Source organism: Glutamicibacter uratoxydans (genome assembly GCF_050753455.1).
In the GTDB taxonomy this organism is placed as follows: domain Bacteria; phylum Actinomycetota; class Actinomycetes; order Actinomycetales; family Micrococcaceae; genus Glutamicibacter; species Glutamicibacter uratoxydans_A.
This window is the reverse complement of record NZ_CP192736.1, coordinates 41,575-64,399: the sequence shown is the minus strand read 5'-3', so window position 1 is coordinate 64,399 and position 22,825 is coordinate 41,575. Positions and strand designations below refer to the sequence as shown.

The following is a 22,825-nucleotide window of genomic DNA, read 5'->3' as shown; positions in this document are numbered from 1 at the left end:
TTCCGTTACCAGCCTAGGACACACCAAGTTCGCTCGCGGTCATATCCCGGCAAAGGCAGGACAAAGTGAAGCTGACAGGCAATACTTAAGCCATGTTTGTCGTTGCGCTTAGCCCCAGGCCCCGCTCGGTGACGGATGTAGCCGCCGCCAGCGAGGCGTTATGGCAACAACTTGATCAGGTTGAGACGCACTCGCCCTTTACGGCGCTTTCCGGTCAGCTGTTGCTCGGAGTGCCGCGCGACGCATCCGCGGCAATCGACGCCATCTTGCGGACTACTCGCTTAAACTTTTGCAATATTGGGTTGGGTATTGGTCCGCTCTATGAACCGGTTCCGCAGGATGCCGAATTGGTTGATGGACGCGCGGTACACCGCGCCTTGGGCGCTTTGGAGGCCGCCGGACACCGCGGAGAACGAGTTCCGATCTGTGTTTCCGGCCCGGAAGAAGACATAGCGACCGGCATTGAGGGTTTACTACGGCTGCTTGGTCAGTCGATCCGCACGCGTAGCGCGGCGGAATGGGCGGTCGTGGATCTTATGACCCCCGGAGTCCGCGGACAGCAACGAGCCATCGCCGAAGCCTTAGATATCACCCCGCAGGCCGTTTCGGCGGCCATTGTGCGTTCTGGGTTCAATGATGAGCATGACGCGCGAGCCGGGCTTAGCCGGCTACTGGAATTAGCTGATCAGGCTTAGCCGAGCAATACTCGCTGCAGCACACTGACCAGTCCGTCTTCATCCACCGAAGCGGTGACCGAGTCGGCCACGGCCTTCACCTCGTCGGGTGCCTGACCCATCGCCACCCCGGTGCCAGCCCACTGCAACATTTCGATGTCATTGCGTCCATCGCCCACCGCTACGGTGTCCTGTACCTCGAAACCGCGCAACTCGCGCAGCCATTCCAAGCCACTGGCTTTGGTGGTGCCTTCGGCCGCAATATCCAGCCATGCGGTCCACCCCACCGAATAGGTAACTCCGGAGAGCCCTAACCCGTGCACGGCCTGACCAAACTCTTCGGCGGTAGCGTCGGTGGAGAAGACCACCACGCGCACGGCCTTGCTATTGACCAGTTCGTCAAAGTCCACCACGCGCGCCGGTGAGCCGAAGCTGATGTCGGTAAATTCTTCGCTGGAGAGAAATTCGCCCAGCTCGTTTTCAAGTGCGTACTTGGCATCTGGCATGGTCCGCCACAGCGTGGCCAGCACCAACGAAGGGTCAAAGACCTCGCGGTGCACCACTTCCACCTCGGTGCCGGAGATCTTTGCGATCACCCCGCCGTTGCAGGCCACCACATAGCCTTGATCAATGCCGAGTTCACGGACCACCGGGAGGGTCGCACCCAGCGAGCGTCCGGTGGATACCACCACGTCATGTCCCGCGTCCACGACCGCCCGCGCGGTGTGCCGAACCTGCTCGCTCATCTCACCTTGGTGGTTCACGATTGTGCCATCGACATCTAGGCAGACCATGATTTTCTTGTTAGTTAACCGGTCTTCGTTGCCGGTCTTTATCAGAACTGTCATGTCTCCAGTGAACCATCTTGGACAAGACTTAGCGATGATGCCGGGCACATCCAGAGTGAACTCGCGTCGAACACGCTGTAAACCGGTGGCGGACGGATGTGCCTTTCGGTCTAAAAAATGAACGGCGAGCCAGCGTCCCGCAGTGGGATGCTGGCTCGCCGTGAAGAGAGCTTCTTGAGCCTAGGACAGCACTTCAAGCCCGCCGAGGTACGGCTGTAGCGCCTTCGGGACGTTGACAGTACCGTCTGGGTTCTGGTGGTTTTCCAGAATCGCGACAATCCACCGGGTGGTGGCGAGCGTGCCGTTCAAGGTGGCCACCGTGCGGGTCTTGCCGGCCTTGCCGTCTACGATCTCGCGTTCGCGGATGTTCAGGCGGCGAGCCTGGAAGGTCGTGCAGTTCGAGGTACTGGTCAGTTCACGGAAGGTGCCCTGAGTCGGTACCCATGCTTCGCAGTCGAACTTACGGGCCGCGCTCATACCCAGATCTCCGGCAGCGGTGTCGATCACGCGGTAGGGCAATTCCATGCGCCCCAGCATGTCTTCTTCCATGGCCAGTAGCTTCTGGTGTTCGGCTTCGGCGTCCTCGACGCTGGCGTAGATGAACATCTCCAGCTTGTTGAACTGGTGTACACGGATGATGCCGCGGGTATCTTTACCCGCCGCGCCGGCTTCGCGGCGGTAGCAGGAGGACCAGCCGGCGTAACGGATCGGCCCGTCAGACAGGTCCATGATCTCATCGGCATGGTAACCGGCCAGCGCCACTTCGGAGGTACCGACCAGATACATGTTGTCGCGTTCGAGCTTGTAGATCTCGTCATCGTGTTCCACATCGAACCCGGTACCCTGCATGGTTTCCGGGCGGACCAAGGTGGGGGTAATCATAGGGATGAAACCGTGCTCCATGGCCACATCCAGGGCCATGTTCATCATCGCGATTTCCAGGCGTGCACCCACGCCCTTGAGGAAGTAGAAACGCGAACCGGAAACTTTGGCGCCGCGTTCCATGTCAATGGCATCCAGCTTTTCGGCCAGTTGCAGGTGGTCCAGCGGTTCGAAGCCTTCGGCCTGAAAGTCGCGGGCGGTACCCACGTGTTTGATAACGCTGAAGTCGTCTTCCCCGCCAGCCGGGATCCCCTCAACGATCAGGTTCGGGAAGCTGCGCTGCAGTTGTAGGCAGGTTTCGGCGGCCGCATCGGAGGTGGCTTGTGCCTGCTTCACGCGAGCAGCAAGCTCCTTGACCTCGGCTAAGAGCGCGGTGCGCTCCTCGCCCTTAGCTTGGCCGACCTTCTTGGAGAATACGTTCTGCTCAGAACGCAGCGCTTCAAAGGCGGCGATGGTTTCACGACGCGCCGCATCGGCTTCCAGCAGCGCATCAACGAGTGACTCGTCGGCACCGCGGGCACGTTGGGAGGCGCGGAATAGGTCCGGATTATCGGTGAGCATTTTCAGGTCGATCACACCATAAGCCTAGCAACCCTGAGTACGATGTAGTCACTATGCAGAGAAACCGTGTGATCCTCGCTTCGTTGGCGGGCGGTGCCGGGGTTGCAGCGATTCTTAGCTGGATCTCGGTCCGCAAACTGACCGAGCCCAGCAGCCCCTTGACTCAACTGCCCGCAAAGGTTGAACAGACCGCGGCAAAAAAGGTCGCGCTAATCATTAATCCATCCAAGTCACAGAACGATCAGGCGCATGCGGCAGTGAAGCGTGTGTGCGAGGAAGCCGGGCTGGAAGCCCCGCTGTTATTGGAAACCACGCGTGAGGATGCTGGCCAGTCCATGGCCCGGCAAGCGCTCGAAGCGGGTTGTGACACCATTCTGGCCGCCGGTGGGGACGGGACGGTGCGCGCAGTGGCCGAAATAATCGAGGGAACCGACGCAACATTAGGAATTCTTCCTTTGGGCACCGGAAATCTCTTGGCACGGAATCTGGATATCCCGGTTGATGACCTGGGCACCGCGGCCCTGCTGGCGGTGCGTGGTGAAGTGCGGCGGATTGACGTGGGACACCTGAAATTGCAGCACCTGAACGGCACCGAAGCCGATCATGCGTTTTTGGTGATCGCCGGGGTGGGCACCGATGCGGATCTCTTCGATGACACCGATGAAACGCTGAAAAAGAAGGTGGGGTGGCTGGCCTACTCCGAGGCCGGGCTGCGCCAACTGCCAGGGCACCGCAAAAAAGTGTCCTTCCAGCTCTCTGACGGGAATTGGCAGACCCGACGGGTCCGCTCGGTGCTCTTCGCCAACTGCGGCAAATTGCAAGGCCTCGACTTCGTCCCGGATGCCAAACTTGATGACGGGCTTCTGGATGCAGTGGTGCTCTCTCCGCGTTCAGCAGCTGGCTGGGTGTGGATCTTCCTCAAGACTGCTTTCCGCGCCAAGAACGACATCCCGGTATTGAGCTTCTACAAAACCAAGAAGCTTTCCTTGCGTTGCACCGAGCCCATGAATACCCAGATCGATGGGGACCCGACGGGTATGGTCAACAACCTTGAGGTGTCGGTCAACCCGTCGGCCCTGCGCATCCGGACGCCCTAAAGACGGTTTTGGAGCTCCGCAACCCAATGACGCGCCCGGACGAACGCCTCATTCGAGTTGTGCGAATCCACGCTCGTGGTCACGCCTTCGGCTGCATTGTAAGATCCTAGGAACTTTAGCTCCAAGCACAGCCGATGCAGTCCGCTCAACGCCGCAGCAACCCGCTCTTCGGCTAAGTGACCCTCAATGTCCACAGAGAAAAAATAATTTCCCAGGCCTTCGCCGGTGGGGCGAGATTCGATCCGCGAAAGATTCACCCCGCGCGCCGCGAATTGTTCCAACAGTGCCATCAGCGCGCCGGGGTGGTCCTCAGGCAGCCGGAAGATCATGGTGGATTTATCCACGCCGGTGGGTGCTGGCAACGGGCCGGTTCTGGTGACTAGGAAGAAGCGGGTTACCGCCCCGACGTTGTCTTCAATCCCCTCGACCAAAACCTTCAAATTGCGTTCGTACGCCACCAATGGTGAACAGATCGCCGCATCATGGTGTTGCTCCGGGTCCTGTAGCCCTAAAGCTCCGGCGGCGGTGGAGGAAGCTTGGATAAATTCCGCTCCGGGAATATTAGCCTGCGCCCAGTGTCGGCACTGGGCCCAAGCATGCCCATGGGTCGCAACCGTGGTGATCTGATCCAGCGAATCAATCTCTTCATGCACCGCGAGCACGAAGCTGATCGGCACCAAAACTTCGCGCACGATCTGCAGGTGATCGGCACGCGCAATGGCGTCCAAGGTGGCTGACACGCCACCTTCCACGGAATTTTCGATCGGGACCATCGCCCCGTCGACCGCACCCTCAAGTACCAGCGCCAGCGCTTCGTTCACGTTGGCAGCCGGCACCCGTTCGGCTTCGTCTGCGCCCGGAACCTGCAGAAGTGCTGCCTCGGTGAAGGTGCCGGCCGGACCCAGATAGGAATATCTCATCGGACGGTTGGTTCCTGCCCATTTTCCGATTCCATGGCTAGCTTTGCTTCCAGCCAGGCATCGGAACCGCCAGCGATGTTGAAGGCCGCGAAGCCCATCCCGGTCAACCACGCCGCGGCCTGAGCCGAACGACCCCCGGTCCGGCAGATCACGTAGGTGTCGGTGTCCATGTCTAGCTCTTCAAAACGCTCGGGCAGCTCCCCCAGCGGAATATGAACGGCCCCGGCAGCGTGCCCCTCAACCCATTCAAAGTCTTCGCGCACATCCAAGATCAAGGCCCCTTCGGGCACCTCGGTGACGGCTACGGTTTCAAAGTCGCTCATATCTGGTGTTCCTTTCACGTCTGATGGTTCTCCAAGCCTAATTAAGTTTCCGACCAAAAGCAGATATCAGCTCGACACTCACCGCCAAGCTACACACACCTGAAGGTCACCGACGCGTCGTTGTTAGGATGGAGCTTCGAGACTCGGCGTTTACCCGCCGAATCGAGGGTGCAGACTTCTGGAGGTGACACCATCGCTGGTGATCTAGGATCCCGCGGTTCTTTCGAGGCGATCAACCAAGCCAAGATGCCTTCGGCGCTGACCTTGCGTGATCAGTTGGCGGCGGGTGAAATCTCCAGCCGCGAAGTCACCGAACATTATCTGCGGCAAAGCGAAAAGCTCTCCACACTCGGTGCCTTTGTGCATTTGTCCGAGCACGCCTTAGCGGATGCTGCTCGCGCCGATCAGAATTTCATGCGGGGGCAGATTGGCAAGTTACACGGGCTGCCCACCGCGTTTAAGGACTTAAACGAGATTGCTGGGATGCCCACCAGCTACGGCACCGCAGCTATGAAGCATGTGACGGCGCTTAGAGATCATCCGATGGTGTCGCAGTTACGTGCCGAGGGCATGATCTTTACCGGCAAAACCCAAGTTCCAGAATTCGGGTTGAGCAGCTATTCCGAAAACTTGGTCGCCGCTCCCTCGCGCAATCCATTGAACCCCACTGCATCCTCCGGCGGTTCTTCCGGCGGGCAGGCCGCGGCCATTGCTGCCGGAATGATTCCCTTTGGACCGGGCAGTGACGGGGGCGGTTCGGTTCGAATCCCGGCTGCTGCTTGCGGGCTGGTGGGACTCAAACCTGCGTTGGGCCGCATTCCCGCGGATGTCCACGACGGCTACTATGACAGTCTCGGGGCCCCGAAGTTCACCGTCTCCGGACCACTGGCACGCGATGCCAAGGATGCGGCTCTGTTGCTGGACGCGATGGTGGGAGGGGACAGATATCTGGGCTTACTCTCTGACGCCTCGGTAGATTCCTTACGCGGCCTGCGCATCGGCTACAGCACCCACTCGCCCTTCGAATCAACCTACGAGATCTCACTGAGCAGCGCGGCACGGCAGGCTTTTCAAACAGGATTACGCATCCTCGAATCACGCCACCACCTCAGCGAGGCGAAGCTGCGTTATGCGCAGGATTACCCGGAAACCTTTCTAACTATTTGGACCAATGGGCTGCAACACCTCAAACTGACCGACGAGCAAGCGCTCGGGACTCTGGCCAAGGGCTTCCGCCGACGCGCTCAATTACGCAGCGAATCCACCGCGCTTACCGCTGCGGCACGGATTAAACAGATCGCCGCGGATTTCATCACCCAGTGGTCCGCCTACGACGTGGTGGCCACCCCGGCCATGGCCGAGACCCCTCCGCCCATCGGCCATTACACACAACATGATGCGGATACCGACTACCGGTTACAGTGCCAATACACCCCATACACCTCCATGGTGAATGTTGCAGGGTGCGCGGCGATCACCGTCCCGGTCTCCCATTCGGCCGATGGGATGCCAATGAGCATTCAGCTCATTTCGCCGCGCGGAAATGAGGGCGAATTGCTCATTTTGGCACATCAGCTCCTGTCCGGAGCATAAAACCCTGTGATAGACCAAACCATGTGAGTTACAACGCATAAGTAGGCATCGAAGTCAATAGAAGCGGAGAATATTACGCATGTCTATTGATTCACCGAACGCACAGAAAACCGGGAAGACCTTCTTCGGTCATCCCGCGCCTCTGGCCAACTTGTTCAGCGTCGAAATGTGGGAACGTTTCTCGTTCTACGGCATGCAGGCGCTGCTGGCGTACTACATGTACTTCTCCGTCACCGAAGGTGGCCTGGGCATGGAACAGGGCTTGGCCCTGTCGCTTGTCGGTGCCTACGGTGGCGCGGTCTACCTGAGCACCATTCTGGGTGCGTGGATCGCCGACCGCCTGTGGGGTTCAGAGCGGGTGCTGTTCGTTTCGGCAGTAGTCATTATGGCCGGCCACTTGGCGCTGGCCTTCCTGCCCGGCTTTACCGGCTTGGCTGCCGGCCTGGTACTGGTGGCCATCGGTTCCGGTGGTCTGAAAGCCAATGCGACCGCTCTGGTCGGGTCGCTATATTCCAAGGATGATCCGAAGGCCGACGCCGGCTTCTCGATCTTCTACATGGGCGTGAACATTGGTGGCTTGATTGGTCCATTGCTCACCGGTCTGCTGCACCAGTCCATGGGCTTCCACTTCGGCTTCGGTGCCGCCGCAGTCGGCATGGCCGTGGGTCTGACTATCTACGCCATTGGCCGGAAGAACTTGCCCGAGGCAGTCCGCACGGTGGCCAACCCACTACCTGCCAACGAACGCAAGCGTTACATCTTGATCTTCGCCGGCGTGATTCTGGCGATCGTGCTGGCCTTCGCTTTGAAGATCGTCACCCCGGAAAACTTGGCTTCCACCATTGCCTACGTCGTGATTGCTGCAACGGCTGTGTACTTCGTGCTGATTCTGCGTAGCCCTCGCGTCAGCGCCGGCGAACGCAAGCATGTCTACGCCTTCATCCCGTTCTACATCGCCTCCGCCGCGTTCTGGGCCCTGTTCCAGCAGCAGTTCACTTTCGTCGCCGCTTACTCGGACGCTCGCCTGGATCGCCACCTGTTCGGCTGGGAAATGCCAGCCAGCTGGGTCCAGTCGATCAACCCCGTGTTCATCGTGCTACTTGCTGGTGTCTTCGCTGCCCTGTGGACCAAACTCGGCAACCGCCAGCCACGCACCAGCATCAAGTTCGGCTTGGCACTGGTTGTCGTGGGTATCGCCTTCCTCTGCTTCATCCCACTGGATTCCTTAGCTAAGACTCCACTGCTGGCCATGGTCGGCATTCTCTTACTCTGCACCATTGCTGAACTGTTGCTCTCCCCGATTGGTCAGGCGGTGACCACCAAGTTGGCCCCGGCCGCCTTCGGAACCCAGATGATCGCCCTGTTCTTCCTGTCGGTCTCGCTGGGCACCACCCTTTCAGGTGTCTTGGCCGGCTACTACACCCCGGGCAATGAAATCCCATACTTCATCGCAATGGGTGGTACCGCGGTGGTTCTGGGTATCGCCATGATGGCGGCAACCCCCGCGCTAAAGCGTCTGATGGGTTCGGTTCACTAGAGCCATCTCAATTCCGCACAATTCAAAGAAGCTGGTTCGCACCGCGAGCCAGCTTCTTTGCTATTTACGAAGCACTAAGAGCTCGCCAATTTCGCAGTCCAAGGCGGCACAAATAGCGGACAGCGTAGAGAAACGGATTGCTTTCGCTCGATCATTTTTCAGCACCGACAGGTTCACCACGCTGATTCCCACTAACTCACTGAGCCGCACCAGACTCATTTCGCGTTCTTCGAGGAGCACCGAGAGCCTGCACTGCACACTGTGTAACTCCACGCCTATACCAGCCCGTCAGTGTCGGCCTGCAGTTTGCGATGTTCCTGCCCCAACTTCACTCCAGCTGTCACTAATTCCACGACCACTAGGATCCCCAAAGCGAGAAAAAACGGCCCGAAATCTAGGCTCACATACCAAGTAGGAACTGGCCAAGGAACGTCTATGGGCTCGGCTAATCCTTCCGAAGCCCAACTATAGATGGAGATAGATTCATCGCCAGCTCGGCCGGCGCCGAAACCCGACAGAATTTGTCCAGCGAAGCTCCCGACTGCGATGACCGCGGCAGTGATCCGACCGGTGCGCTGCATGCGTGCGGTAAACGGTTGCAGCGAGCGCAGATTGTTGCACAACACGATCACCGCGATCAGCACCGCGAGCACCGCACTGGCCTCAAGCAAAATCCCACCGGCCAAAAGGAGCCGGGTGCCTACACTCAGCACACTTGTGGTCACTTGGGATTCAGTGATCACGCTGGAGACCTGATCCCCATGATTCGGATACACCTCGGTGATATTCGGATGTTCCGGCCAGTAGGGGTTGACCGGCACTGTCACTTCCACGCTTTCCCCGATGAGCGTGGACACGATGGCCCAGAGGTTCACCGCACCCAAAAGGATCAACCCCCCAATGGCCACAACCCGGGTGAGCCCTACCGCCGAGCCGGCTGGCCCGACTGGCCTTTTGAACCCGTACACGAGGACCCCAAGGATGGCCACGAGGATTCCTGTGGCAAGGAAAATGATGAACGTTCCAATCATGAGCAAACCTATCGGTATTCGTTATTAACGATAATCGATACGCTACCGCTCAGAGTTGATCTCGGCAAGAGATTAAAGATGACTTATCGATCGAAACTAAGCGAAGCCGTAGTCACTGACTTGGTATAGCTTCGTAAAAAAAGAATATCCGGTGGAGAAGAGCCAGAAGATGACGACTAGGGTGGCAACCGAAAGCGCCAAGGAGATCCAACTAAGAATTAGCCCGGCAACGGCCATCCCTTCACCAGCACGTTCGCGGGCATAACCATAATGCCCCACAATGACTCCTGCTAGCGGCACCACCATCGTGGCCCACAACCCCAGAATCGAGACAATGCCCAGCACTAACGCGGCAATCGACATGCCGCGCGATTCGGGAGGACGCGGATAAGGATTCGGCGGCTGATACGGATAGTAGGTCATCATCTTCATTGTACGAATATCTAACGCACACAGCGGCTCCCTAGCCTCACCCCGGGCGCGGCACCCTTGAAAACCCTCAGCAACCCATCTTGTCTGGGGCAAAGTCATTAGGATTGGGGAAGATCCAGATTCCCCCAGCAGAAAGATGGCTATGGCACACGAGCGCGCCGGACAACCGGCTCAGGAGATTGACCTTATCGACCTGGAGGCGGTTTTAGCGGCCTATTCGCAGATTGTGCCGGACCTATCGGTCCCCGAACAACGCGTCAGCTTTGGCACCTCCGGGCATCGCGGCAGTTCATTGAACGGTTCCTTTAACGAGGCACACATCGCTGCCATCACCCAAGCCGTGGTGGATTACCGGCAGGACGCAGGGATATCTGGCCCCATCTACGTGGGCAAGGACAGTCACGCCTTGAGCGAGCCTGCCTACCGCACGGTCTTAAAAGTATTGGCGGGAAATAATATCCGCGTACTGGCCGAGGATGGTCTGACTCCCACCCCGGCGCTCAGCCACGCTATTTTGGTGCATAACGCTCGGGGCCAAGACTTGGCCGACGGCTTGATCATCACTCCCTCGCACAACCCTCCGGCCGATGGCGGTATTAAGTACAATCCACCGCACGGTGGTCCCGCCGAGTCGGAGATCTCGGCTCCCATTGCCCAGCGTGCCAACGAATTAATGGCCTCTGGCCGGATTAAGCGGGCAGCCGCCAATCCGGAGCCCTTTGATTTTCGTGAACTGTACATCCAAGATCTGGCCAACGTCATCGATTTTCCGGCTATTGCAGCGTCTGGGATCGCTATTGGCGCCGATCCATTGGGCGGGGCTTCCGCACATTATTGGGGTGAAATTGGTCGGCGCTACGGACTAAATCTGACCGTAGTCAACGAGCAAGTGGATCCGCGTTTTAGTTTTATGACCTTGGATAAGGACGGAAAGATCCGGATGGATTGCTCCTCAGCCTTCGCCATGGCATCCTTGGTTGCCAATCGAGATAAGTTCGATATCGCTACCGGCAATGACGCCGACGCAGACCGGCACGGTATCGTGACCCCGGATGCCGGGCTGATGAATCCAAATCACTTCCTAGCCGTGGCCATCGACTATTTGCTGACACACCGCCCAGGTTGGCCAACGGACGCCCAAATTGGCAAGACCCTGGTGTCTTCCTTCCTCATTGATCATGTTGTTGCCGCACATGAAAGAGAGTTGCGCGAAGTTCCGGTGGGATTCAAATATTTTGTGCAGCCGCTGGCCTCGGGCCGAGTCGCCTTCTGTGGCGAGGAGTCTGCTGGCGCTTCCTTTCTTGACTTTGATGGCAAGGTATTCAGCACCGATAAGGACGGGATGATGCTGGCACTCCTAGCCAGTGAGATCCGTGCGGTTACCGGCAAGTCGCCCAGCCAGTTGCACGCAGAATTAGTGCAGCGGCACGGTCGTAGCTTCTACGCACGATTTGATGCCCCAGCCAGCTACGAGCAAAAAGCGACGCTCTCCAAACTGGATGCCTCGATGGTCACGGCCAGCACTTTGGCTGGTGATCCGATCCTCAGCAAGGCTACCGAGGCCAGCGGGTTCGCCATTGGTGGGCTAAAGGTCTCGAGCGCCCATGCCTGGTTCGCGGCCCGGCCTTCAGGCACGGAAGACATATACAAGATCTACGCAGAATCTAACCTCAGCGCAGAACACCTGGAACATGTCCTTAGCGAAGCACGGAAGATTGTCGACGACGCCTTGGCAGACTAAGCCGCCCCCTCCAGGAGTTATTCTTTGCAAGGCATATAAACAAGTCAACGAGCTTACATCAGCTTGTTGATGATCTTGCGTTTAGCCCAGGTATATGGCGGATAAACCGCGTTTAGGGTGTCAATGACGGTAGTCTTACTCAATTCCGGCCGCATCTGCGACAGCCGTTCGAAGCCGAATCGACCATGGTAAGAGCCCATTCCACTGGCCCCAACCCCGCCGAAAGGAAGTGACGGGACGATCATATGGGTCATCGGCGCGTTGTGAACAATACCTCCGGCCTGCACACGGTCGGAGAAAATCGTCTGCAACCGCGGATTTTCACTCATTAAGTAGGCGGCCAGTGGAGCGGGACGCTGCGCAATGAAATCGAGCGCTTCATCGAAGCTTGCCACTTCGATAATCGGTAAAATTGGCCCAAAGATTTCGTCGGTCATCAACGGGCTATCCAGATCCACATCGCGCATGACGGTCGGAGCGATGCGCAGAGTGTCGGCGTCGCTTTGGCCACCGACCACCACCTTCCCATGCTCCAGCAAACCGGTCAGCCGGTCGAAATGCTGCTGAGAAATAATACGCCCGTAATCCGGATGCGTCATCGGATCTTTGCCATAAAAACTCGTGATCGTCTTCTCCAGCCGCTGCACCAGGGCATCGGTATCCCCAAAGGAAAGAACGTAATCAGGGGCCACACATGTCTGGCCACTATTCATGAATTTAGCGTAGGCAATGCGCTTGGCCGTCGCCGGCAAGTGGTTGTCCACCACGATAGGACATTTGCCGCCCAACTCTAAGGTTGTTGGGGTTAAGTGCTCGGCCGCAGCACGTGCGATAACCTTGGCCACTGTGGCTCCACCGGTAAAGAAAATATGATCCCAACGCGCGGCCAACAATTCGGTTGCGGTATCAACTCCACCCTCACACACCGCATAAACCCGTGGATCTAAGTAAGTCGGCAGCAGACGGGCGATCGCCCCGGAAGTGGCTGGGGCCAATTCCGACGGCTTGAGAACAGCGGCATTGCCCGAGGCGATGGCGGCAACTAGAGGAGCCAATAACAGCTGCAACGGGTAATTCCATGCACTCATAATCAGCACTACACCCAACGGACGTGCCTCAACGCGCGCCAAGGCCGGCTGCAGCGCCACCGGAACCTTCACCGATTGCGGATCCATCCATTCGGCCAGATGCCGCTGGGCGTAATCAATTTCGGACCGTACGAAATCTATTTCACTGAATTTCGCCTCGGTAGGGTTCTTCCCCAAATCCTCGGCGAGCGCCTGAATAAACTCTTCCTCGCGTTCAATGAGCATCTTCTCTAAGGCTTTGAGTTGCTGCATGCGAAAGCGTCGCGGATGGGTGATTCGGGAGTTTGCCGACTGCCGCAGCTGCCCTAACATGTCAGCGATGCGCGCCGGATGCTCGTCCATTGGTGGAGCCGTATCGCCCACGGGATCGGGAGGCTGATGAGAGGTGAAGATGCCCATGCTCCGAGAATACGGCATCTATCCCCCAAAAGTTTGATGGCATCTGTATCAATCTATTGATACATTGATACAAATTTGAGGAGTCCGATGTACCCACTATCTGCCCAATTTGGTAATTTCGCGATCACCGCTTTTCTTGTTTATCTTGTGCTTCGCGCCATCGGTTCAGGACGCCCCGGGGCCGAACTGACTCAGGCCCGTCGTCATGCCCTGTGGTGTGCGGTGATTGGTTTCTTCGCCACCAGTTCGTCGAACTGGTTCGATACCTTCTATCAGCTTCCGTTCGACCAGTTGGATGAGGGCGGATTCTGGGTCGGGGTGGGAATGGCGCTAACTCCCGCGGTCTGGCTTTTCTTCGTGTATGTGGCCGGACAATTCACTTGGCCGCGTAACCTCAAACCACAACGCAGTGCCTCACTTCAACCACGTTCGCTCAGCGGTCTCCTACCCCGGTATTTGGCACTGCTATTGGGACTGGTATTGGTCTGCTTAGGCATTGCTTTATGGGCGGTTCGTGATGTCACTGCGCTATCCGCGCTACCGGCCCGGACCATCGAACGTGAAGACTATTGGGCCCAATACCCCGAACAACCGGGCATCCGAGGGTTCACCGAAATCCTTCCGCTGACACTGGTCTTTGCCGGATCAATAGTGTTAGCCGTGCTGGGGGCAACCTTCCTCATTCTGCTGCGTAAGCCGCTACCCGGGATCTCGGATCACGATAACCGCTTATTGCGCCGCACCTGGCTGAACCGGCTCTTCCGTACCGCAATCATCGCCGTCAGCACCTTAGCCGGTTCACTCCTGCACTCTAAGGCTCGCTGGTTCTCACGGCAGGCCGATAAGTACGCCGACACTGCGACAACTGACACGATGGATTACTACAACCAGCTCCATGACGTGGTGGGCCAGTGGGATTCGGTGGCGAATTATGCGGTCATCGGAATTACCATTGCCATGCTGTTCTGGCGCCCACCCACTGATTTTGAAGGCGTACCCAAGTCAAGCAGCAATCCGGTAAGCCGGATGCGGGAGCAACTTTTCACGATGCAATTTGTGACCTGCGCGCTGACGGTACTGGTGACGGCGGTGCTCGGTGGGCTCATTGGTTACGAATTTTCGACCGAGGTTTCATTTTCACCCACCCGCGGTGAGCTGACCATGCTCAGCTACGTTGGGGTTGCGGTGTTTTACCTACTGGCCAATGCGGCCATCATGTACTACACCCATGTCCAGTCGCGCCAGGCTGCAGACCTCCCCAAGTCACACCGCACCCTGCCGCGCTGGACCTATCTGGTTGCTGGCCTACTGAGCATCACCAGCCTTGCGGTAATGCTCAATCCCCCAACCTCATGGTTGTGGGGTGTTGTAGCGGTCCGGCCACTGGTCGCGCTGGGGCTGGTTGCTCTACTGCTGGTTCTCTTCCTCGGCTTCCGCTACCTGGTGCGGCGGATGACCCTGCCATGGGATGTAGATGAAGATATGGAGATCTGGTATCGCCGGGTTTTGGAACTACGTGCACTGCGCGCGGTAACCACGATCATCGTAGCCCTGCCGCTGGCGGCTTATCCCTTCCCGGCGGGGACGGTGACGCTCGCGCTGGTAATCTTCCTGCTCCCCTCGGCGGTCGTCCTGGAACGCCCGGACCTTGCGCGCAAGCGTGAGCTGGCTGAATTGCGGCGGACCTCGTGAGTAGCCAAGTCACGGTGGACCTTAGCAGCGCGGTTCCACCCTATGAACAGATCCGCACCCAGATCGCCACGCTCATTCGGCTCGGTGAACTACCGGACGGCAGTCGATTACCTTCGGTTAGAGCCCTGGCTACCGACCTCGGCGTGGCTGCGGGAACTGTGGCCCGAGCCTATAAGGAGCTTGAATCTTCCGGTCTAGTGCTCTCCCGGCGGCGGGCGGGAACCGTGGTTAAGGCCCCGGCCGCTCGCCCTGCGGCCGAGGGGGAACTGGTCAGCGCGGTGGACCACTTACTAGAGCTAGCTCGTGACCAACAGGTGGAACTGCAAACCCTCATTGCTCTCCTGCAACGTCGTGCCGGACGTTAACGCACTTAATGCTCGCGGCGCTACAGACTAGTTTGTTTTCGGCCGTCTAATTGCGTACGCTCGTCAACAAGTGACACGGGGTGTCGGTACCACCGACTGAGATAAGACCCGTTGAACCTGAACTAGTTCAAACTAGCGGAGGGATGTCGCATATGACTCTATCTGTGGTGATTAATTCACTGCGGAACACCAATCCTTTGGTGTTCTGCCTGACCAATAATGTGGTCACCAACTTTACTGCCAACGCACTTTTAGCTGCCGGAGCTTCCCCGGCTATGACCAACCTGCCCGGTGAAGCTGGCCCCTTTGCGAAGGTGGCCGCGGCGATGCTGGTGAACTTGGGGACTCCCAGCACTGAGCAATTCGCAGCTATAGATGAAGCCATCGCCGGGGCCGTGAGCGCCCAAACCCCGTGGGTACTTGACCCGGTCGCGGTCGGCGCTTTGCCGGTACGCACCGAGTATGCGCAAGGGATCGTGGCAGATCGCCCCACCGTGATTCGTGGCAATGCTTCGGAGATTCTCGCACTGGCCGGTCATCCTTCCTCCGCGGAGGGGATCGATGCGAAAGACACGGTCACCGCAGCTATTGCAGCCGGCCGAGACCTAGCCGAGCGTTATGGTTCGATCGTGGCAATTTCCGGACAGGCCGACGCCATTATCAGCACCGAAAAGACCGTTTTGGTGCACACCAACGGTATTGAGCTGACTCGGATCACCGGTGGCGGGTGCGCACTTGGGGCCTTCACCGCCGCGGCTCTAGCCGCATCTGACAACCCCTTCAGCGCTGTGCTCGCAGCTCACGCCTTCTACGGTCGAGCGGCCGAAAGAGCTGCCGCCACGAGCCTCGGCCCGGGAAGCTTTGCCGTCGAGTTCCTCGACGCACTGGCTCTTACCGACCCGTCCGAGCTGGACTCGGTACATTTACAAGAACTTTGATTCAAGGACGAACATGAGAGAACTTGGCGTTTATCTTGTCGCCAACACCGCAAGTTGCACCCCACATTCCACCCTTGAGGTGATTCGCGCTGCCGTGGCAGGTGGCGTGCAATGGGTGCAGCTGCGAGCTAAGGACGAATCTGCGCGCGAGTTTCACGATCTCGCACTGGCAGCGGGGGAAATCACCCGGGACAAAGCCGAACTACTGATCAATGACCGAGTTGACGTGTATCTGGCGGCCCGAGCGGCCGGTGCTGCGGTCACTGGAGTGCATATCGGTCAGCAGGACTTGCCAGTAGCCTTGGTGCGCGAGCTGATCGGACCCGAGGCAATCCTCGGGTTAAGCGCCTCCACTGACGAACAATTACATGCCGCGAACGAAGCTGCTCGGCTAATCGACTATTTGGGGGTGGGCGCGATCCGGGCAACTCCTACCAAGAAGGATCACCCGACTCCACTGGGCATAGCTGGTTTTGCCCGGGCCGCAGGAATTTCCACGCTGCCCTGCGTAGCCATAGGTTCTTTGGAGGCTACCGATGCTGACATTTTGCGGCAATCCCAGGCAGCCGGAATGGCCGTGGTTCGTGCCATCTGCGCCGCCACGGACCCGCAGCGGGCCACCACGGAACTGATTAACGCGTGGGAAGGGAAGAAATGACTACGAACATCCTCTCGATTGCCGGGTCAGATCCCTCCGGCGGAGCTGGCATTCAGGCCGATTTGAAAACCTTCGCCGCCACCGGCAGTTACGGGATGGCCGTGGTTACCGCGCTCACCGCCCAAAACACGCGTGGTGTCCAAGCGGCGCAGGCCATCGATGCCGGCTTTGTGACCCAACAACTCAACAGTATTTTCGCCGATATTCGTATTGATGCGGTAAAAATCGGGATGTTGGCGAATACGGAGATCATTAATGCCGTCGCGAACTGGTTGGCGGCGCAGCCCACTGGTTTACCGGTAGTCCTGGATCCAGTGATGATCGCTACCAGCGGGGATCGCCTACTAGATGCATCCGCGCACCAGGCCATTGAAGCATTGTTGGATCAGGCCAGCGTGATCACCCCTAATATGGATGAGCTGGCAGTGCTTTTGGATGAACCTCGCGCCAGCAACTGGGAACAGGTTCTCGAACAGGCTGCCCGTCTTGCAGCACGTCACCGGGTATTAGTGGTCGCCAAGGGTGGGCATCTGGAATCCGACACCTGCCCCGATGCATTGGTCGGGCCGGACGGGGTGCTGGCTAACTACCCCGGGGAGCGGATTCAGACCCAAAATACCCACGGTACCGGTTGCACGCTCTCCAGCGCGCTGGCCAGTTTCCATGCCCGCACCGGTGAGTGGGTCCAAGCGCTGAAGGCTGCCAAGGATTTCCTTGCTTCAGCCATCACCGCCTCCGTCGAGCTTAAGGTCGGATCGGGCCATGGGCCGGTGAATCACCTAACCGCGCTCTGGAATGGTCAGGGACTTGCTCCGGCAGTCGATCCGATGGCCACATGGTGGCAGGCAATCGAAAAGATCAGGAATGAGATTGATGCGCTGAAGTTCATCACCGAACTGTCCGCCGGATCTTTGAATTTCGAAGATTTCAACTATTACATCAACCAAGACGCACTCTACCTACGCGGTTACGCCCAAGTTTTGGCGCGTGCCAGCATCATTGCCCCGGACATTGATTCCCAACGTTTCTGGGCAGCGGCAGCCTCGGCCACCTTCGAAGGTGAAATGGTGTTGCACCGGAAGTACGCCGTAGACACCACGGCCCAACCCAGCGAGATCACCGCGAACTATGTGAACCATCTGTCCTCTTGCGGGGAAGACTATGCGCAATTGATTGCCGCGATCCTTCCCTGCTACTGGATCTATCAAGATGTCGGTGCACGGCTTGCCGCGGCCAATCATCCGCAGCACCGGTACCAGGACTGGTTGAGCACCTACGCGTCAGCAGAATTTGATGCCGCCACCCTGGCCGCCATCGAGATGGTGCGTCGCACATACGCCACGGCTAATCCGGTCGTCCGGGAACGCATGTGGCGGGCCTTTGAAACCTCGGCACGTCATGAGCTGCTGTTTTTCGCGCAGGCCGGGCTGAGGGCGTAAACTACTCGACGGCCCACAGTCACGGAGGAACGCAAATGAAATGGTCAATCCACGGTAATGGCAAGACGATTACCCCCGGCGAAGTGGTTGCCCCCGAGGAACGACTGCACTGGCCACAGACCATTTCAATCGGTGCCCAGCACATCTTGGCAATGTTCGGTGCCACGATCCTGGTTCCCACATTGACCGGTTTTCCCGTCACCACCACTCTGCTCTTTACCGGTATTGCCACCATCATTTTCCTGCTGGTAACCCGCAACCGGGTGCCGAGCTATTTGGGGTCCTCCTTCGCGCTGATCGCCCCGGTGGTGGCGGCCACCAACGCCCATGACATGACGGCGGCGCTGGGCGGTATTGTCATGACCGGTGCTGCACTATTCCTGGTCGGGTTAATTGTGCAAAAGACCGGTACCGGGTGGATCCATAGTCTGATGCCTCCGGTGGTGATGGGCACCATTGTGGCGCTCATCGGTTTGAATTTGGCCAGCGCAACCCTTGCACCAATGCAGCAGTTCCCGCTCACCACCTTCCTCACCGTGCTCGCGGTGGTTATCGCCACCGTGGCGTTCAAGGGACTCTTGGGCCGGCTTTCCATTTTGGTGGGTCTGGTGGCTGGGTATCTGGTTGCCTTGCTGCAGGGTCAGGTTGATTTCTCTGCGGTGTCCGAGGCCGCATGGTTTGGCCTTCCCGCATTCCACACCCCAACCTTTCAATTCGATACCGCCCTGCTGTTCCTTCCGGCGGTCTTCGTATTAGTCGCAGAGAATATCGGCCATGTGCGTACCGTCGGGGTGATGACCGGTAAGGATCTGAGCCAGTTCAACGGTCGGGCGTTGATGGCTGATGGTGCCGCCAGTGTGCTGGCCGGTCTAGGTGGCGGCTCGGCTACCACCACCTATGCCGAGAATATCGGCGTCATGGCGGCCTCACGCGTCTATTCCACCGCGGCCTACTGGGTTGCCGCCGTGGTTGCGATGGCCTTGGCCTTCTTGCCCAAGTTTGGAGCCTTGATTGGGACGATCCCGCTGGGGGTCATTGGCGGTCTAGGCATCGTGCTGTACGGCATGATCGGTATTGTTGGTGCCCGCCTGTGGATTGAGAACAAGGTGGACTTTGGCAACCCCATCAATCTGATGACCGCGGGAACCGGTCTGATCATCGCCATCGCGGTGACGCAGGAACTGAGCTTTGGTCAGTTCCAGCTCGGCGGGATCGCCCTTGGCACTCTTGCCACGCTCATCGTTTTCCATGTAATGAGCGCGGTGGCAAGACTACGCGGCAATAACCTTGCGGCACCCGCTGCCGCGGATACCCCGGCGCAACCCTAGGCCTGCGTCGGCGGCTGCATGACGTCGGCTGAATCCTCGCGGTGCAACGCCACCACATGTTCCATGGTGGGCCTACCCCCGCGGTCCTGACCGCGGGTGTCCAATTCAATTTCTACCGGTTCACTGGCGGACAGCGAATAGTTTTCACCACGCACCTCGAAGTACAGGCTGGCTCCACCTTCCATACTCAGCCGCAGCGACTCGGGGTTTAGCCGCACCGTGATGGTCGATCCCTGCCAGGCGAGACGATAGGACAAGGAGTGCCAGGTCGCTGGCAGCCGTGGGTCGAAACTGAGCACCTCGCCATCGTCGCGCAGCCCGGAGAAACCGTAGATGATGCTGGCCCAGACTCCTCCGGTGGATGCCACATGCACCCCATCTGCGGTGTTCTTGTGCAAGTTCTTCAGATCCACGTTTAGGGCCTCGTCGAAGTACTCGTAGGCCAAGTCCCGGTACCCAACCTCCGCAGCCACGATCGACTGTACGGCCGCGGAAAGGGAGGAATCCCCGGTAGTGAGCGGATCGTAGTAGTTGAAGTCCGCAAGCTTTTCTTCATCGGTGAAGTCTGCGGAGCGCAACCACAGGGCCAGCACCGTATCAGCCTGCTTGATCACCTGGAAACGGTAAATCACTAGCGGGTGGTAGTGCAGTAAGAGCGGAAATTTTTCCGGATCGGTGGATGCGAAGTCCCAAATTTCACGGTTCAGGAAGTGCTCATCCTGCGGATGAATGCCCACCCGTTCGGAGAACGGGATGTGGAAGCAGTCCGCCGCGCGCCGCCAGTTCGCGACTTCTTGCTCACTAATGCTGAGTTTCTGACGTAGCTCGTCGAAGTACCGGGGGAATTGGTGAGCTAAGCGGTCAAGCATATCTGCGGCGCAGCGGAGGTTAAATCGTGCCATCACATTGGTGTACACGTTGTCATTGACAATGGCGGTGTATTCATCGGGGCCGGTGACTCCGTGAATATGGAAACTTTCCCGCTCCCCGCTGGTACGCCAAAAGCCCAAGGAGAGCCACATCCGCGCGGTGCCCACCAAGATCTCGGCACCCCCGGAACGCAAGAACGCTTCGTCCCCGGTGGCGTTTAAGTAACGGTTAAGTCCGTAAGCGATGGCCGCATTGATGTGATACTGCGCGGTCCCGGCCGGGTAGTAGGCGCTGCCTTCTTCACCGTTGATGGTACGCCAGGGAAAGAGGATCCCCTCTTCATTCATGGTCTGGGCCCGGCGAGCCGCCGCTGGCAACATCGACACCCGGGCACGCAGCGCATTGCGGGCCCACTGCGGGTTGGTATAGGTCAAGAAGGGCAACACATAAATTTCGGTGTCCCAGAAATAGTGTCCGGAATACCCGTTACCACTGGTTCCCTTGGCGGAGATACCTAACCCGTCGGCGCGAGCCGAGGCCTGCGCCAGTTGGAAAAGGTTCCAGCGAATCTTACGTTGCAGGGTTTTGTCATCGCTTTCCACCCGCACATCGCTGCGACTCCAAAATTCCCCCATAAACTGACGCTGGGCCCGGAAGTGATCATCCGCCCCACGCGGCACTAGATGCCCTAGGGCACGGTGTGAACGGGCCAGCATTTCTCGCGCACTATGCCGACGCGAAGAATGGTAGGCCACAAATTTGCTCAGCCGGAGCCCTTGTCCGGCTTCCAAACTGACGCTCGCGAAATGATCGGCACGTTCGGCCGTTACCTGAAGCGAACTGTCGATCGCTTCCTGAGCACCACCAGTTACCGAAATCTGATGCTCCACCACGGTGGCCACACTCATTGATGAACCCCGCACGGTATAGGACAGTCCGGCGCGTCCTTCCTGTTCATGGTGACCAGCCGGGAGGAGCGGGTTCTGTCCGGAAGAATCTGACCTGCGTGGATCATCGATCGGCAGGGTGCCGGAATCCAAATCTGCCGGGCTGGGCACCGGTGAGGAAGTGGCGATGCCGATGACCGACGACTGCACCACCACGTGTCCGGGAGCGTCTAACAGCCTGACGTTAAGGTCCTGAACCGCGAGATGCCGGTCAGTGAAAGAGACCATGCAGCGGCTGGTGACCGCCACCCGGTGTCCCTCGGCGGTGCGCCACAACGTATTAGCCACCAATGTGCCGTCGCGGAAATCCAAGCGCAGATCATCACGCACCATTTCGGTGCGCCCTACTTCGAGGGCTTCATCATTGATATAGACCCGCATGGTACGAAAATCCGGGGCGGCAATCATCGTCTGCCCGGTGGTGGCTAGCCCATAAGCGTTTTCGGCATAGCGCAGCTCCCAAGTCTCATGTAGCCCATTGATGAAACTTCCACCGACTTGGTCCCCCACACCAAGCAGGGGTGCCCGGGCCCCCAAAAAACCATTACCCAGGGCAAAAATGGTGTCCTGTGCCCCATTGCCGTCACGAGCCTCGTCGCGGGTAATTGACCACGGATCAAAGTTCAACGCGTCATCGGATTCCGCGGTCATCACTTCGGCGAGGTCGGTGACGATAAAGTGGGCCCCAGCCGCCGCGAGGGCCTGAGCATTATCCTCCCGAGCCACCCCAATCACTCGGAAACCACCGGCCACCGCAGCCTGCACCCCGGAAACCGCGTCCTCGATCACTACGCATTCCTCTGGCCGCCAGCCCAGATCTCGGGCGGCGGCTAGGAAGGTGTCTGGGGCCGGTTTACCAGGCAGTCCGCGCAAGGTGGCTTCGGTCCCGGAGATGACGGTAGGGAAGAATTCGGCGATCTCCGCGGCGTTCAACACGGTGCGGGCGTTGCGCGAGGAAGAAACTACCGCCACATCTAGCCCGGCATCCAACACCTGATGCAAAAAGTCCAAGGATCCCGGGTAAGGGGCGATCCCCTCGCGTTCCAAAATGTCAATGAACACGTCATTTTTCAGGTTGCCAAGAGCGCAGACGGTTTCGAAACCCGGCAGATCGCGCCCGGTGCCGTGAGGCAAACTGATACCCCGGGAATCCAAGACCGCCTGCACCCCGTCATAGCGGGGACGCCCATCAACCAGTTCGAAATAGTCCGCGGTGGTATACGGTTCGGACTGCGGATACATGGCGGAGAGGAAACTGTCGAAGAGTTCTTGCCAAGCGTGGCGGTGCACCAAGGCCGTGGGAGTTAGCACCCCGTCCAGGTCAAAGAGCACAGCCTTGAAATCGCGGTGTCGGTATACAGGTCGAGATGTGTTCACTATCGAAATCCTTCGATGGATGACAAAACAGGCCGTTACTTCTCCACGGTAGCAACAACCACGGCTTGCGGCGACATACTACGAT

At 58.5% G+C, this 22,825-nt stretch carries 20 protein-coding genes and 1 riboswitch; of the genes, 11 read left to right on the top strand and 9 right to left on the bottom strand.

From position 1 onward, the window contains the following. Positions 1–128 precede the first annotated feature (128 nt). On the top strand, positions 129–695 hold the full coding sequence (locus tag ACQQZ8_RS00310; RefSeq protein WP_431710779.1) for a hypothetical protein: 567 nt from the start codon (positions 129–131) through the stop codon (positions 693–695). Here the strand turns inward: ACQQZ8_RS00310 and ACQQZ8_RS00305 are convergent. Both ACQQZ8_RS00305 and serS read right to left on the bottom strand, forming a co-directional pair. Then, positions 692–1,522, bottom strand: coding sequence for an HAD family hydrolase (locus ACQQZ8_RS00305; RefSeq protein WP_431710778.1), 831 nt, complete (start codon positions 1,520–1,522; stop codon positions 692–694). The two genes, ACQQZ8_RS00310 and ACQQZ8_RS00305, sit on opposite strands and share 4 nt — an antisense overlap. A gap of 180 nt (positions 1,523–1,702) precedes the next feature. After that, complete coding sequence (serS, locus tag ACQQZ8_RS00300) at positions 1,703–2,980, bottom strand: serine--tRNA ligase (RefSeq protein ID WP_431710777.1); 1,278 nt, start codon at positions 2,978–2,980, stop codon at positions 1,703–1,705. A gap of 38 nt (positions 2,981–3,018) precedes the next feature. Here serS and ACQQZ8_RS00295 point away from each other — a divergent pair, with 38 nt between their 5' ends. Then, positions 3,019–4,062, top strand: coding sequence for a diacylglycerol/lipid kinase family protein (locus tag ACQQZ8_RS00295; RefSeq protein ID WP_431710776.1), 1,044 nt, complete (start codon positions 3,019–3,021; stop codon positions 4,060–4,062). Here the strand turns inward: ACQQZ8_RS00295 and pheA are convergent. Both pheA and ACQQZ8_RS00285 read right to left on the bottom strand, forming a co-directional pair. Then, complete coding sequence (pheA, locus tag ACQQZ8_RS00290) at positions 4,059–4,982, bottom strand: prephenate dehydratase (RefSeq protein WP_431710775.1); 924 nt, start codon at positions 4,980–4,982, stop codon at positions 4,059–4,061. The two genes, ACQQZ8_RS00295 and pheA, sit on opposite strands and share 4 nt — an antisense overlap. After that, complete coding sequence (locus ACQQZ8_RS00285) at positions 4,979–5,305, bottom strand: rhodanese-like domain-containing protein (RefSeq protein ID WP_431710774.1); 327 nt, start codon at positions 5,303–5,305, stop codon at positions 4,979–4,981. Before ACQQZ8_RS00285 ends, pheA begins: the two co-directional genes overlap by 4 nt. Positions 5,306–5,473: 168 nt before the next feature. On the opposite strand from ACQQZ8_RS00285, the gene ACQQZ8_RS00280 reads away from it, so the two are divergent. Both ACQQZ8_RS00280 and ACQQZ8_RS00275 read left to right on the top strand, forming a co-directional pair. Then, complete coding sequence (locus tag ACQQZ8_RS00280; protein WP_431710773.1) at positions 5,474–6,898, top strand: amidase; 1,425 nt, start codon at positions 5,474–5,476, stop codon at positions 6,896–6,898. 79 nt (positions 6,899–6,977) lie between these two features. Beyond that, entirely contained in the window at positions 6,978–8,435 is a 1,458-nt protein-coding gene (locus ACQQZ8_RS00275) for a peptide MFS transporter (protein WP_431710772.1), read from the top strand. A gap of 60 nt (positions 8,436–8,495) precedes the next feature. On the opposite strand, the gene ACQQZ8_RS00270 is transcribed toward ACQQZ8_RS00275, so the two are convergent. The 3 genes from ACQQZ8_RS00270 to ACQQZ8_RS00260 all read right to left on the bottom strand — a co-directional run bounded on the left by ACQQZ8_RS00270 (position 8,496) and on the right by ACQQZ8_RS00260 (position 9,898). Continuing rightward, on the bottom strand, positions 8,496–8,654 hold the full coding sequence (locus tag ACQQZ8_RS00270) for a helix-turn-helix domain-containing protein (protein ID WP_431712098.1): 159 nt from the start codon (positions 8,652–8,654) through the stop codon (positions 8,496–8,498). A 56-nt stretch (positions 8,655–8,710) separates the two neighbouring features. Then, positions 8,711–9,466, bottom strand: a complete 756-nt coding sequence (locus ACQQZ8_RS00265) for a hypothetical protein (RefSeq protein ID WP_431710771.1) — start codon at positions 9,464–9,466, stop codon at positions 8,711–8,713. 96 nt (positions 9,467–9,562) lie between these two features. Further along, positions 9,563–9,898, bottom strand: a complete 336-nt coding sequence (locus tag ACQQZ8_RS00260; protein WP_431710770.1) for a DUF4190 domain-containing protein — start codon at positions 9,896–9,898, stop codon at positions 9,563–9,565. Positions 9,899–10,040: 142 nt separating this feature from the next. On the opposite strand from ACQQZ8_RS00260, the gene pgm reads away from it, so the two are divergent. After that, the gene (gene pgm / locus ACQQZ8_RS00255) at positions 10,041–11,639 is read left to right on the top strand and encodes a phosphoglucomutase (alpha-D-glucose-1,6-bisphosphate-dependent) (RefSeq protein ID WP_431710769.1); all 1,599 of its coding nucleotides are present in this window, start codon (positions 10,041–10,043) and stop codon (positions 11,637–11,639) included. Positions 11,640–11,692: 53 nt separating this feature from the next. Here the strand turns inward: pgm and ACQQZ8_RS00250 are convergent, their stop codons facing one another. Beyond that, positions 11,693–13,126 (bottom strand): aldehyde dehydrogenase family protein, encoded by a 1,434-nt coding sequence (locus ACQQZ8_RS00250; RefSeq protein WP_431710768.1) that lies wholly within the window; start codon positions 13,124–13,126, stop codon positions 11,693–11,695. An 87-nt stretch (positions 13,127–13,213) separates the two neighbouring features. Between ACQQZ8_RS00250 and ACQQZ8_RS00245 the strand changes: the two genes are divergently transcribed. From ACQQZ8_RS00245 to ACQQZ8_RS00220, 6 genes are all read left to right on the top strand, one after another. Then, complete coding sequence (locus tag ACQQZ8_RS00245; RefSeq protein ID WP_431710767.1) at positions 13,214–14,818, top strand: hypothetical protein; 1,605 nt, start codon at positions 13,214–13,216, stop codon at positions 14,816–14,818. Continuing rightward, entirely contained in the window at positions 14,815–15,183 is a 369-nt protein-coding gene (locus ACQQZ8_RS00240) for a GntR family transcriptional regulator (protein WP_431710766.1), read from the top strand. Before ACQQZ8_RS00245 ends, ACQQZ8_RS00240 begins: the two co-directional genes overlap by 4 nt. 66 nt (positions 15,184–15,249) lie before the next feature. Then, positions 15,250–15,344: riboswitch (TPP riboswitch) on the top strand. After that, complete coding sequence (gene thiM / locus ACQQZ8_RS00235) at positions 15,336–16,121, top strand: hydroxyethylthiazole kinase (RefSeq protein WP_431710765.1); 786 nt, start codon at positions 15,336–15,338, stop codon at positions 16,119–16,121. (Overlaps the previous riboswitch by 9 nt.) A gap of 13 nt (positions 16,122–16,134) precedes the next feature. Next, positions 16,135–16,779, top strand: coding sequence for a thiamine phosphate synthase (gene thiE / locus ACQQZ8_RS00230; RefSeq protein WP_431710764.1), 645 nt, complete (start codon positions 16,135–16,137; stop codon positions 16,777–16,779). After that, positions 16,776–18,218, top strand: coding sequence for a bifunctional hydroxymethylpyrimidine kinase/phosphomethylpyrimidine kinase (gene thiD / locus ACQQZ8_RS00225; protein ID WP_431710763.1), 1,443 nt, complete (start codon positions 16,776–16,778; stop codon positions 18,216–18,218). Before thiE ends, thiD begins: the two co-directional genes overlap by 4 nt. Before the next feature lie 35 nt (positions 18,219–18,253). Then, a complete protein-coding gene (locus tag ACQQZ8_RS00220; protein WP_431710762.1) occupies positions 18,254–19,546 on the top strand; it encodes a uracil-xanthine permease family protein in 1,293 nt (430 codons plus the stop codon). On the opposite strand, the gene ACQQZ8_RS00215 is transcribed toward ACQQZ8_RS00220, so the two are convergent. Beyond that, on the bottom strand, positions 19,543–22,740 hold the full coding sequence (locus ACQQZ8_RS00215) for a beta-phosphoglucomutase family hydrolase (RefSeq protein ID WP_431710761.1): 3,198 nt from the start codon (positions 22,738–22,740) through the stop codon (positions 19,543–19,545). The genes ACQQZ8_RS00220 and ACQQZ8_RS00215 overlap by 4 nt on opposite strands. Between the last annotated feature and the right edge of the window lie 85 nt (positions 22,741–22,825).

Bases quoted from the DNA above. Each gene is read 5' to 3' on its own strand.
- ACQQZ8_RS00260 (WP_431710770.1), bottom strand. From the start codon at position 9,898: ATGAAGATGATGACCTACTATCCGTATCAGCCGCCGAATCCTTATCCG.
- ACQQZ8_RS00305 (WP_431710778.1), bottom strand. From the start codon at position 1,522: ATGACAGTTCTGATAAAGACCGGCAACGAAGACCGGTTAACTAACAAG.
- pheA (WP_431710775.1), bottom strand. From the start codon at position 4,982: ATGAGATATTCCTATCTGGGTCCGGCCGGCACCTTCACCGAGGCAGCA.
- thiE (WP_431710764.1), top strand. From the start codon at position 16,135: ATGAGAGAACTTGGCGTTTATCTTGTCGCCAACACCGCAAGTTGCACC.
- ACQQZ8_RS00285 (WP_431710774.1), bottom strand. From the start codon at position 5,305: ATGAGCGACTTTGAAACCGTAGCCGTCACCGAGGTGCCCGAAGGGGCC.
- ACQQZ8_RS00270 (WP_431712098.1), bottom strand. From the start codon at position 8,654: ATGAGTCTGGTGCGGCTCAGTGAGTTAGTGGGAATCAGCGTGGTGAAC.
- thiM (WP_431710765.1), top strand. From the start codon at position 15,336: ATGACTCTATCTGTGGTGATTAATTCACTGCGGAACACCAATCCTTTG.
- ACQQZ8_RS00250 (WP_431710768.1), bottom strand. From the start codon at position 13,126: ATGGGCATCTTCACCTCTCATCAGCCTCCCGATCCCGTGGGCGATACG.
- ACQQZ8_RS00295 (WP_431710776.1), top strand. From the start codon at position 3,019: ATGCAGAGAAACCGTGTGATCCTCGCTTCGTTGGCGGGCGGTGCCGGG.
- pgm (WP_431710769.1), top strand. From the start codon at position 10,041: ATGGCACACGAGCGCGCCGGACAACCGGCTCAGGAGATTGACCTTATC.
- thiD (WP_431710763.1), top strand. From the start codon at position 16,776: ATGACTACGAACATCCTCTCGATTGCCGGGTCAGATCCCTCCGGCGGA.
- ACQQZ8_RS00265 (WP_431710771.1), bottom strand. From the start codon at position 9,466: ATGATTGGAACGTTCATCATTTTCCTTGCCACAGGAATCCTCGTGGCC.
- ACQQZ8_RS00220 (WP_431710762.1), top strand. From the start codon at position 18,254: ATGAAATGGTCAATCCACGGTAATGGCAAGACGATTACCCCCGGCGAA.
- ACQQZ8_RS00245 (WP_431710767.1), top strand. From the start codon at position 13,214: ATGTACCCACTATCTGCCCAATTTGGTAATTTCGCGATCACCGCTTTT.
- ACQQZ8_RS00275 (WP_431710772.1), top strand. From the start codon at position 6,978: ATGTCTATTGATTCACCGAACGCACAGAAAACCGGGAAGACCTTCTTC.